Source organism: Candidatus Jidaibacter acanthamoeba (genome assembly GCF_000815465.1).
Lineage (GTDB): Bacteria > Pseudomonadota > Alphaproteobacteria > Rickettsiales > Midichloriaceae > Jidaibacter > Jidaibacter acanthamoebae.
The window spans coordinates 1-10,721 of sequence record NZ_JSWE01000162.1; the positions used below are offsets into that span (position 1 = coordinate 1).

The 10,721-nt window shown below is 33.0% G+C and carries 12 protein-coding genes; 1 reads left to right on the top strand and 11 read right to left on the bottom strand.

What is annotated here, in order from left to right; all coding sequences use genetic code 11:
- The 4 genes from NF27_RS07815 to NF27_RS07830 all read right to left on the bottom strand — a co-directional run.
- A partial coding sequence (locus tag NF27_RS07815; RefSeq protein ID WP_039454464.1) for an IS481 family transposase occupies positions 1 to 817 on the bottom strand: 817 nt, incomplete at its 3' end.
- 107 nt (positions 818 to 924) lie between these two features.
- On the bottom strand, positions 925 to 1,287 hold the full coding sequence (locus NF27_RS07820) for a hypothetical protein (RefSeq protein WP_039457948.1): 363 nt from the start codon (positions 1,285 to 1,287) through the stop codon (positions 925 to 927).
- Positions 1,288 to 1,407: 120 nt separating this feature from the next.
- On the bottom strand, positions 1,408 to 2,985 hold the full coding sequence (locus tag NF27_RS07825; RefSeq protein WP_039457951.1) for an ankyrin repeat domain-containing protein: 1,578 nt from the start codon (positions 2,983 to 2,985) through the stop codon (positions 1,408 to 1,410).
- A 35-nt stretch (positions 2,986 to 3,020) separates the two neighbouring features.
- Positions 3,021 to 3,377: a patatin-like phospholipase family protein gene (locus tag NF27_RS07830; RefSeq protein ID WP_068982020.1), complete on the bottom strand. Its 357-nt coding sequence runs from the start codon at positions 3,375 to 3,377 to the stop codon at positions 3,021 to 3,023.
- Between the two features lie 545 nt (positions 3,378 to 3,922).
- On the opposite strand from NF27_RS07830, the gene NF27_RS07835 reads away from it, so the two are divergent.
- Positions 3,923 to 4,480 (top strand): recombinase family protein, encoded by a 558-nt coding sequence (locus NF27_RS07835; protein WP_039457954.1) that lies wholly within the window; start codon positions 3,923 to 3,925, stop codon positions 4,478 to 4,480.
- Here the strand turns inward: NF27_RS07835 and NF27_RS07840 are convergent.
- The 7 genes from NF27_RS07840 to NF27_RS07870 all read right to left on the bottom strand — a co-directional run bounded on the left by NF27_RS07840 (position 4,477) and on the right by NF27_RS07870 (position 10,231).
- Complete coding sequence (locus tag NF27_RS07840; RefSeq protein ID WP_053332690.1) at positions 4,477 to 4,737, bottom strand: type II toxin-antitoxin system RelE family toxin; 261 nt, start codon at positions 4,735 to 4,737, stop codon at positions 4,477 to 4,479. The genes NF27_RS07835 and NF27_RS07840 overlap by 4 nt on opposite strands.
- Complete coding sequence (gene relB / locus NF27_RS07845; RefSeq protein WP_039457960.1) at positions 4,727 to 4,951, bottom strand: type II toxin-antitoxin system RelB family antitoxin; 225 nt, start codon at positions 4,949 to 4,951, stop codon at positions 4,727 to 4,729. Before relB ends, NF27_RS07840 begins: the two co-directional genes overlap by 11 nt.
- 587 nt (positions 4,952 to 5,538) lie before the next feature.
- Positions 5,539 to 6,708 carry an ankyrin repeat domain-containing protein gene (locus NF27_RS07850; RefSeq protein ID WP_039457963.1) on the bottom strand — a complete coding sequence of 390 codons (1,170 nt, stop codon included), beginning with the start codon at positions 6,706 to 6,708 and terminating at the stop codon, positions 5,539 to 5,541.
- Complete coding sequence (locus NF27_RS07855; RefSeq protein WP_039457966.1) at positions 6,696 to 8,825, bottom strand: U-box domain-containing protein; 2,130 nt, start codon at positions 8,823 to 8,825, stop codon at positions 6,696 to 6,698. Before NF27_RS07855 ends, NF27_RS07850 begins: the two co-directional genes overlap by 13 nt.
- Before the next feature lie 298 nt (positions 8,826 to 9,123).
- Positions 9,124 to 9,354 (bottom strand): hypothetical protein, encoded by a 231-nt coding sequence (locus NF27_RS07860; protein ID WP_039457970.1) that lies wholly within the window; start codon positions 9,352 to 9,354, stop codon positions 9,124 to 9,126.
- 233 nt (positions 9,355 to 9,587) lie between these two features.
- Positions 9,588 to 9,989: a type II toxin-antitoxin system VapC family toxin gene (locus tag NF27_RS07865; RefSeq protein ID WP_039457975.1), complete on the bottom strand. Its 402-nt coding sequence runs from the start codon at positions 9,987 to 9,989 to the stop codon at positions 9,588 to 9,590.
- Entirely contained in the window at positions 9,989 to 10,231 is a 243-nt protein-coding gene (locus NF27_RS07870) for a hypothetical protein (RefSeq protein ID WP_039457977.1), read from the bottom strand. Before NF27_RS07870 ends, NF27_RS07865 begins: the two co-directional genes overlap by 1 nt.
- Positions 10,232 to 10,721 lie beyond the last annotated feature (490 nt).

A 10,721-nucleotide genomic window follows, 5' to 3' on the forward strand; every position in this document is an offset into this window, starting at 1 on the left:
AAGCGCTATGTGATCTTTGTTTATTATAATATTCTTCCCATACTTTAAGTTTATCTGGGAGATCACTAGCATTAGGATTAATACTTGTATAAAACTCATCTAAATCTGTACGTTGTGATCTCTCTACCTTCCCATTTAAGTGTGGAGAGAAAGCTTTTATAGGTCGAAATTTAATCTTTTTTTCTTTTAGGTAATCCTGGACTAAATAAGCAAAAAACTCTTGCCCACGATCTGTTTGAATACGTTGTATTGGAAATGGCATGTGCTTTATTACACACTCTAAAAAGTTAACAGTATTTAAGGACGTACGCCTTTTATATATTCCTAATATTTTATATCTTGTACAATCATCAATCGCTGTATACTGGTAAACCCCTTGAGCTATTTTACAAACATCCATCTGCACCCGTTCTCCGGGTATTTTACAATTATATCGCTTAACTTGTTTACGATAATGACGTTTTAGTTGTAGGTAACCTACTTCATGCTTCTTTAAGACTTTGTGTATAGTAGCTACAGATAATGATATTTCATGCAATCGTTTTAACTCACTTTGTATCCTTCTTACTCCTAACTTCCTTTCTTTCCTTAAAGTAAGAATAATTTCTTCGTTTATCTCATCCCTCTTTTGTAATGGCGAATTTTTAGGCCTAGTACTTATATTTTTCAACCCTTCCATCCCTCTTTCTTTATAGCGTTTACTCCATTTTCTTAGCGTAAACCTTGAAATCCCAAAGTGCTGGCATACTTCCTTCGCATCCCCTAGTTCTTCATATAGTTTGATCCATTTAAGACGGTTTTTTACTTTGGTATCCATTTTCCAATTTGAATAGTTATTACCACATACAGATATCCTAACAACCTAAAGTAACACTGTAAAAAGGTTTATTTCTTACCTTTATATACTCATCTATTTACTAAAAGTCACAACTTCTGCTGACATCTGAGTGGTAATGTTCTATATGAATCACACATCTGAGTATACTCAATAAATAACTTAATAACATTATTTATCTTATCTTCAGCTTCTCTATTGAGCTCTAATGGTTCATCTAAATCCAACTGATACACAAACTGTTGGTAATAATCAATTATAGCATTCCGTTCACCTTCCTTGATTACTAACGCAAACAGATCACAATATCTGCTTAGTAATTCGTTTATATCAATATCCAGCTTTATCTGTGATTGCCTAAACTTATCTTCTCCTTCATTTGATGTAGGGATAACTACTTCCTCTATAAAAGCACTAGCGTTTGAGTAGTAATTCTTACTCTTGTATTTCATAATTAACCTTAAATTATTCTTCTTGCTTTTTATGGTTTCCTATAAGCCTTTAGCTTCTATTTCACAGTTAGGTTGGATCTTACTATTCAGCCCCTAACTTAATTGTTTAGCTTACAGATTTTATATCTCTCTTGATACTCCTCTATCTAAACCAGATTGGCGGAATATCTCCTTAATCTCGAAGCTTTGCGCGTAGTCTAGTGCTACCTTACCTTCTTTATTCCTTATAGTCGTATCAGCTCCTTGTTTTAGAAGTAACTCCGCCGCTTCTTTATGGTTATGTGCTACTACCCAGTGTAAAGGCGTATTTTGCATTATTTCATCAATTGCATTAATTGCACTTCCTAACTTAATTAACTCTGCCATTACTTCCTTATGCCCATTATAGGCAGCTCTATGTAAAGGAGTGGCTCCATAAGCACTCTTTACATCAATATTAGCATTATGTTGAAGTAACAAACTGACTACATTAGTGTGGCCTTGAAAAGAAGCTCTATGTAATGCTGTCTCACCACTATTATCTCTTAAATTAATATTAGGTGCAGGGATATTACGTAGTAATAACTCAACTATTTTGTAATATCCAAAATCTGAGGCATAATGCAGTGCTGTACAGCCATGCTTATCTACACTATCAGGTGCCACTCTAGCACTAAGTAAGTCTATTACTCTATCAGAATTACCTACATGTGCCGCCTCTATTAACTCTAAAGATATGTGCTTCTTTATAGACTTTAATTCAACATATTCTTGCTTCTTCCAGCTTTCTACTCTTACTAATGGTAAAGCAGATATTTGCTTTAATTCTCCGCTTGCTTTCTTTATGGAACTATCCCATTTCTCTATCTCTTCCAATGATAACTTGCTAGTTATCACTTCTACTACTTTTATCCTATCATCCACCGCTCCGGTAAATATCTCAACCAGGCTAACTCTTTCCTGCTCCTTAAGCCTATCAACATATTTGTGTATGGGCTTAAGGTCACTATCTTTAAACCAATACTGGACTTTTGCTGATTCTTCACCAATCGTACAATAATATACTTCAGAGGCCTTTTCGTATATCCTCTTGCGATCAAACTTCTCTAACCTACTATTGTTGGTTTTAAGTTTATCAGGCCTACTTATAAGATACATCCTAGTTGCTTTACTACCTGATTCTATTAATTGCTGCTTCCTTTCCTCACTTAAATTAAAGCTTAAGGTATTTACTCCGGTTATATCTATAAATACTGTTCTTATCTTGTCATCACTACGTCTAGTTATATTATTTGATACATTCATCATCGTCTCAAATAAGGCCTTGCTATAAGATATAAATCCCCCTATCTCATTCCTTACCGGCTCAACTCCATCCCTTAATATTGTTAATTCATCAAGATAATCAACCCTAAAACCCAAGGTCTTCATGTTAGGTTGATTACGCTCATCGAATATATGTAAAGGGTAGTTATTAAGGACTCCTCCATCAACATATAAGTCAGATTCTTTCTTTCCGGGCTTAGTATATCTTTTAGCAGTAAATACAAGCGGTATTGACATCGATATCCTGACTGCATCTGCAATCTTCATATCAGGCGTATGTTCATGAGAAAATATCTCATAATAACCTGTACTTAAATTCGCTCCTGTAAAATACATATACTTAAAATTATAACTATCTCCTTTCTGGTTTAAGATAGCTTTGCAAGCATCCATAAAAGTAGCATCCTTATTACCTAGCTTTGCAGCTACTATATTCTCTGCCCACTTGAAAAAAACTCAGCAGATTCAGCACCATACTCTCTTCGTATGCTTCTGAGTACCAATGGCCATTTAAGCAGAGAATCACCTATATTATATGACTCAAAAAACACCCTTTCTAACTCTCTCTGGGAGGTAGCCTTATCATAACCAAGGCCTAACAACAAAGCAGTAATTGCACCTGCCGATGTCCCAGCCACCCTTTTTATTCCGGGCAATATACCTTCATTTTCAAGTACATTTATTGCTCCTATATATGCAAAACCTTTAATCCCTCCTCCTTTGAATACTAGGTTCTCATATTCATATTTACTTCCTTGCTTTACTTCTTCTTTAGATACTTGCATATATAACCTTTCTTTTTAGTTTGTTGTTATTAAATTTTTTATGAAAGTTGTTTGAGGTACTATCTGTTCATTTCTTGTTCAGTTTTATCTTTATTGGCTTATATGAAAACTTTACTGAAAAAAGCTTTCTTCTATTTAGCCTTAGTTACCTTGCCTAAATTCGTTACTACCTTCAATTACAATTAGTATTTTATGAGCTTAGATAAGTCATTATGAGGTACTTTAATTAATATGTTTTTTAAATAACTAGTTTAAAACATTGTTTTATAACCTTAAAACTAGCAATGAGTTTTTTATTAAACGTATTATATAATATATATATTATAACCTTCTTTTTTAGCTTAAGCTTTTGTTATGATTTATTTTCAGATTGTGCCTAAAGCTTACTATTAATTAATAATAATCCCTATACTGGATAACTAATAATGCGCCTTTAATATGCTTGATAATATTATTTACTTAAGCTTTGCTTTACAAAATATTATTAGTAGAAAACCTTAATTGAAAAGATTATTATCATATTTTAAATATATAACTTATTACCCATGTTAGTAGGATACGCAAGAGTTTCAACCACAGATCAGAATCTGGACATGCAGATAAAGGCATTAACTGAAGCAGGTTGTAACAAGATATATTCTGAGAAAGTAAGTGGTGCTAAGGATGAAAGAATTGAATTTAAAAATATGCTTGAGTTCATTCGTGATGGACAAGATACGGTAGTGGTTTATAAGCTAGACCGGTTAGGAAGATCCATGAAACAATTAATAGACACCATACAACAACTAAATCAAAGAAATATAGGCTTTAAATCCTTACAGGAAAATATCGATACAACCACAGCAGGCGGCAAACTTATATTCCATATATTTGCTTCTCTTGCTGAATTTGAAAGAGAAATTATTAGAGAAAGAACTAATTCAGGCTTGCAAGCTGCAAGAGCTAGAGGTAGACTTGGCGGAAGACCTAAAAAATTAAATGATACAGACATAAAAATTATTAAGCAGCTTTACGATAATCCCGATATTAAAACTAAAGAAATATGCAGTAGATTTAATATTAGCAAGAGAACATTATACTATATACTTAAACAAAGTGCTTAAGTATACACATCTCTCCTATGCCCTAGATCAAGAATTAAAATAACTAATTCTTTGTTGTTTATCTGGCATATAATTCTGTAATCCCCTACCCTATATCTCCATAAACCTTTTTTATTCCCTACTAGACTCTTACCATGAAGCTGTGGGTTTGAAATGATCTTTGTTTCTAAATAAGTAACAATTCTTTTTTGAATATCTTTAGTTAGTTTAGAAAACTGCTTCCTACTATTGGAAGTGAATAAAATATTATAATTCATTTTCATCTTTTATTTCTTGTAAACTAAAAGTACTTCTCTCTGAATTATAAAACTCTTCCAATGCTTTTTCTGCTGCTTGGATATCTTCTTGATCTTGTAAATAGGACTCAACAGCTTTTCTAACAATGTAACCTTTACTTCTGTCTTGAAGTTTAGCTAAATATTCAAGTTTTGAATGAAGCTGCTCTTGTATTTGAAATGATACTGTTTGCATGTTATTAAACCTTAATTAAACTTATTTATATGTTATATTATTTAGTAGCAAATCTTAATAACTAGTATATACTAATATTAATAGATTGCAATCTAACTAACTTAATAATACTACTCTCTATTACCATAGATATGAAAGCTTCTAATTGGCTTTATTATATAATAGTAATTGTTAATATTTATATTATTTATATACAGCAATATTAGAATTAAAACGTGAGGTATAATTAATAAGAATAGTAATTAGTTTTTGTTAATAGTTAATAACAAGTGTGCAATAAGCCATTATAAGACTAAGGTTTGTAAATCTTGATATTTGCATAAGTTATTGCATTGCTATAATGTAGTAATTATGTTTTTTAATTAGTTTGGCAAGCTTGGTGCAATAAACGATCGTTTTATACACTCTAGCCTCTCATAACGAAAAATAAAAAAAGCTAGAAAGTTCTATTTCTCTCTAGCTTTTATAAAACTAACTATTTTAAATCTACAAACTTATATACTTTTTCATATATATAGTTATTAAGTTGCTTGCTTAACTCTATGGCTACTTCTCAATATTATTTCTTTGCAAAGCAACCCTAAAATTTAATGTCCTCCTCTACGTCTTGCTGCTCCGAAGACTCTGCGAACTGTTGTTTGTGGGGCAGCCCCAAGATTGAAGGTTGCGAATGCATTCTGTGATGCAAATGGTGAAGCTTCTGGCGGTGTTATTAGCGAAGTAGGCTCCAAATTAAAGGGCGTGGATGTAAAGTCAAATATAGAGGGTGATTGGCGCAGTTGCTCACTTTCTTCTGAGACCTGTACTTGTCGTTCTTCTCGTCCTCCCCATGTTTTAACTTTTGATTCTAAGCTTTCTATCTTCTTTTGCTGATCCTGTATTTGTTCTTGCTGGTCTTGAACTGTTCTTTGTAGCATAGATACTTGCTTTCTTAGTGGAGCTATAAATGGCTCTAGCTTGATCCTATTCTTTTCTTCATCTACAAAATTAGCAAGCGCAGTTTGTCCCATACTTCTTGCGAGCATCGTCGGTGTCAGGTTAGCATTATTCAATGCTTTTGCATAAGCATGGTGTTGTAATAAGTCTGATATTAGCTCTTTATGACCATTGGATACTGCAATATGTAATGATGTGTTGCCTTCTTTATCTTTGGCCTCTATATTAGCACCCTTCTCTATCAATATTGAAACAATAGCCTCCCTACCCAATACAGTAGCTTGTAATAACACTGTCCTTCCTTCTTTATTCTTGGCTTCCAATGCTTTGGCAATATTAATGCTGGACAATATCCTTCCAACAACCCTTTCTTCTCCTTGGGAAACAAGATTTATTAATATCGGGTTACCTTCTTTATCTACATCTCCAATATTAGCACCACTATTGATTAAACTCTCTACTATATCATATTGTTCATTCTTTAAAGCCAGCTCTAATGCTATATATCCTTCCTTGTTCCTTATCTCTAAATTTGGTTTACTACTCAACACTTGCTTAGTCATCTTAAGATTGCCGCTACTTACTGCTTTATGTAATGGGCTTTCTCCTTTATTATCTGTCTTGTTTATGTCTGCTCTGCTCTGCAATATTACTTCCAGTAAAGCTGTATTCTCTAATGCAATTGCATGATTTATAGGCAATTTTCCTTCAATATTAGCTTTATTTATATCTGCTCCCAAAGCAATACAAACTTCTAACATCTTTATATTATTATCTTCTAAAGCCTTCCATAGCTCTATCTGATAATCTACTTCTCCCACTTAAGCGCTTGCCCCCAAACTTGTGCCATACCTATCCTCCCCTGTGAGGCCATGCTTTTAAAACATTCCGCTCCGTTTTCTTTAACTACTAACGGATGGTGCCAAAATTGATCTCCTAATTGTTTAATACTCCACTCCAATAGCTTTACATTATCCTGCTCAACTATTAGCTCTAATAAAGTTTGTTGGCCTATTATAGGCTGCATCAATATATGTGGAGCTTGCTCTATCAGACGTTTGATTTCATTCTCTTTCCAAGGCGCCATCGCAGCTAGTAATTGCTGAGTAAATTGTTTAGGTATATATACTTCTTCCCATAATTCAGGATATTGACTAAAAGGATGATTTTCAAGGAAACTAACTATACTACGTTTTACACTGCGGTTTGTAACAAAGTTTTTATTAAATAATTGAATGTTAGTTAACGGATCGGTATTGTTTTTTTCTAACCACTTCTCAATAGCCTCCCGTTCATAAGTCTCTCCGCTATCTATTAATACCGGTTCCATCATAATTTGATTTGTAATAGGACAACGGAACTCCTCAGGGATGGTTGGTAAAGAAGAGTTTCCTGTGGTTAGGTTATTGCTTATATCAGGGTGTGAAAAGCGAGATATTCGTTTCTCCATAATCGTCTGTATACTCTGGTATTCCTCTTTTAAATTTACATTACTAGTATTACTAATTTTATGTTTTAAAATACCTAAGAAAGAGCTAAATGATACTAGATCTAATTCCTTGCCCTGCTTAATATTATTTATATTCGCCTGAAATAATTCTTCGTTCCTCTTTGTAATTTCATTAATAGTAGCTTTTACTTCATCACTTACAGAGTTATTATTAGTATCTTCAAATAATGAGAAATGGGGCCCCTCCAGCTCAACATAGGTAATCGTATTGTTATGTTTTAATGCTTCTGCTATTGCTCTCCCTCCTTCAGCTCCTAGGTTGTTATTTCTAAAATTAAGCGAAGTAATTGTGTTATTATTTTTTAATGCTTCTGCTATTGCTTTTATTCCTTCATCTCCTAGGTCGTTATATTGAAGATCAATTGAAGTAATTGTGTTGTTATTTTTTAATGCTTCTGCTATTGCTCTCCCTCCTTCAGCTCCTAGGTCGCTATATTGAAGATCAATTGAAGTAATTGTATTGTTATATTTTAATGCTTCTGCTATTGCTTTTACTCCTTCAGCTCTTAGGTGGTTACCTCTAAGATTAACCGAAGTAACTGTGTAGTTATTTTTTAATGCCTCTGCTACAGCTCTTCCTCCTTCATCTCCTAGGTGGTTAAATCCAAGACCAAGCGAAGTTATTATGTTATTATGTTTTAATACCTCTGCTACAACTTTTCCTCCTTCAGCTCCTAGGTCGTTACTACTAAGATCAACTGAAGTAATTGTGTAGTTATTTTTTAATGCCTCTGCTATAGCTTTTCCTCCTTCGGCTCCTAGAGTGTTATTTCTAAAATCAATCGAGGTAATTGTATTGTTATATTTTAATGCTTCTGCTATAGCTTTTCCTTCTTCGGCTCCTAGGTTGTTAAATTCAAGATTAAGCAAAGTAATTGTGTTGTTATTTTTTAATGCCTCTGCTATAGCTTTTCCTCCTTCGGCTCCTAGGTTGTTCCATCCAAGATCAATCGAGGTAATTGTGTTGTTATTTTTTAATGCTTCTGCTATCGCTTTTCCTCCTTCAGCTTCTAGATCGTTACTTCCAAGATCAATCGAGGTAATTGTGTTGTTATTTTTTAATGCTTCTGCTATTGCTTTTCCTCCTTCAGCTCTTAGAGCGTTACTTCCAAGATTAAGCGAAGTAATTGTGTTGTTATTTTTTAATGCTTCTGCTACAGCTATTCCTCCTTCGGCTCCTAGGGTGTTATTTCCAAGATCAATCGAGGTAATTGTGTTGTTATTTTTTAATGCTTCTGCTATTGCTTTTCCTCCTTCAGTTCCTAGATCGTTAAATTGAAGATCAACCGAAGTAACTCTGTTATTATTTTTTAATGCTTCTGCTATTGCTTTTCCTCCCTCAGCTCCTAGCTTGTTAAATCCAAGAGGAACCGAAGTAACTATGTTGTTTTTTATATTTTGTATTGTCTGATCTAGCTTATTTAGCATTTCTATATCCTATATATCTTGGTTGTTATTTAACATAATTGATTACTGTAGTTAGTCTTTACTTACTGAAAATAAGATAACCATATAAAATAGTTTACCTTTAAGTATCCTAACAAAATAAATAATATTTTATTTTATCTAGCCCTCACCTGAATTTTTCATATATATTTAACACTTTTCAATTAGCTATTAAAAAAATTAATTAGCAATAGGTTTTTTGTTAAACTAATTGAGAAAGCTGATAAAGTTGTGATACCTTGTATGGAGTCACAACCATCTTTTTTAACTAACCCCTAGGTTATAAGCAGTATGATGTGTCAAGAGTTTTATAAGTGAATTTAAAATTTGTTTTCTCACTACTTGATCCGGAACTACTAGAGCTTGAGCTACCTGATCTTTCTCCATAAACAGGTTCTCCTCTTTTCGACCACCCGAAGGATCGATGCAGATAAGAATCAATACCACTCTTATCCACATAAACAATAGCTTCCTTAGTATAATATGCTATCAGCTCCAAAGCGCTTTGCATATTCAGCCAATGTTGAGTCGGGATGCTCCCTTACATACGATACAAGCGCTTGCGGCTCAAGCTTCTTCCATACCCTAATCTTCGGTGCAGCATCTTTAACTGTCCCTGCTTCTATGCGTTTATTATAACCGTAATTGCATGGTAAGTTGATGGTACCTCTGACAGAAACATAATATGCTATACTCTTCCTTTAAACATTGCTAAGGTAGCTTAAAATTTAAGTGTTACATCATTTATAAACGCCAGTTCTCAATCTTTAAATCTTTTATCCTTTCAAATTCTTTAGTATTTGCAGTAACAAGCACTAAATCATTTGCTAATGCAACCCCTGCTATTAATACATCATATGCGCCTATCGGTGTACCTTTATTACTTAATTCCGCCCTTATCTTTGCAGCATTTAACACAGCCTCGTTATCAAAAGGGATAATATTTATAGTAGAAGTAAAAGCATAAATAATATTTCTAATTTTCTCTGCTCTGCTTGGCAATTTTTCTAAACCGTATTCTATCTCCATCAAAGTAATTGTTGAAATTGATAAATGTAAAGGATTATGCTTTTTTACATGCTCTATTGTGTTGCCTATATTCTTAATAAAATCGCTTACAACACAAGTGTCTAATAAATATTGCATTAAAATATATTGTCTTTAGGTTGAATTAATTCAGACCTGCTTTGTTCAAAGCTGAACGACGATGGAATACTACTAATACCTTGAAAATCAGCTATTTCTTTAGGCCATGATTTCTTTCTACGCGATTTTACCCATTCTTCAATTGCTTCAGAAACAATTTTATTACGTTTTTTTCCTGTAATCTTTGCTAAGATATCTAATTCCTGACCTAATTTATCATTAACATATATATGAAAATGCATTTTTTACCGACATAATATAACATAAAATAACATATTATATTATGTTATATTTGAAGTCAATTGTTAGATATTTCCCAATCACCCCGAAAAATCTAGTCTTAACTTTAGCGCCTTATCTGTATAAGTTCTAAAAAACCTTTCGTTTTCTAGTTTATAATCCTAATTTACCGAAAATAATTTCCGGAGCGTTTATATAATAACCTGAATGGCTCATATTATATTACAGCTGATAATTTAAATTTACTCAAAACTTCTTTAATTAGTTTATTTATACGCTTTTCCAATTTCATTTTACTTACCTTATTAACGAAATTATCTATAAGCTTTTCTTCTTCGGAAGTTAAATGGGTAGCGTTGCAAAGAATAAGATTTGAGAGTAGCTATAGAGTTAAGCAAGCAACTAAAGATTTATTCATATGAAGAAGTATCAGCCTATAGATTTCAAATGGCGCCACTATGAAGGGGAGATTATATTATTATGTGTACGCTG